The 355-nt window shown below is 49.0% G+C and carries 1 protein-coding gene; it reads right to left on the bottom strand.

From position 1 onward, the window contains the following. Window positions 1-355 (bottom strand): PKD domain-containing protein (locus C2M17_RS06125; RefSeq protein ID WP_199775999.1); only part of this gene is annotated, 355 nt, incomplete at both ends.

Here is a 355-nt window from a genome sequence, read left to right as displayed (position 1 = left end):
CCCATCGCTTACACTTACAGTGAAGGTATGCTCACCTTCGCTCAGGCCAGTCACATTGGTTACAGCCGAGTTTGGAGACTCAATTGTACCCGGACCTTCCCACTCAAATGTGATTTCATCGCCGTCAACATCCGTTGAAGCACTGGCATCTAAAGTCACCGTGTTACCTTCGGCTGCTGAGATAGTTGTTTGTGCTACTTCAGCAGTTGGTGCTGTGTTTGCGCTCTCAACAGTCACTACTACTTCGCTTGTAGTAACTATCTCGCCATCGCTTACACTTACAGTGAAGGTATGCTCACCTTCGCTCAGGCCAGTCACATTGGTTACAGCCGAGTTTGGAGACTCAATTGTACCC

It is taken from the genome of Pseudoalteromonas sp. T1lg10 (genome assembly GCF_002964545.1).
Taxonomy (GTDB): Bacteria; Pseudomonadota; Gammaproteobacteria; order Enterobacterales; family Alteromonadaceae; genus Pseudoalteromonas.
This window is presented reverse-complemented; position numbering and strand designations above follow the sequence as displayed.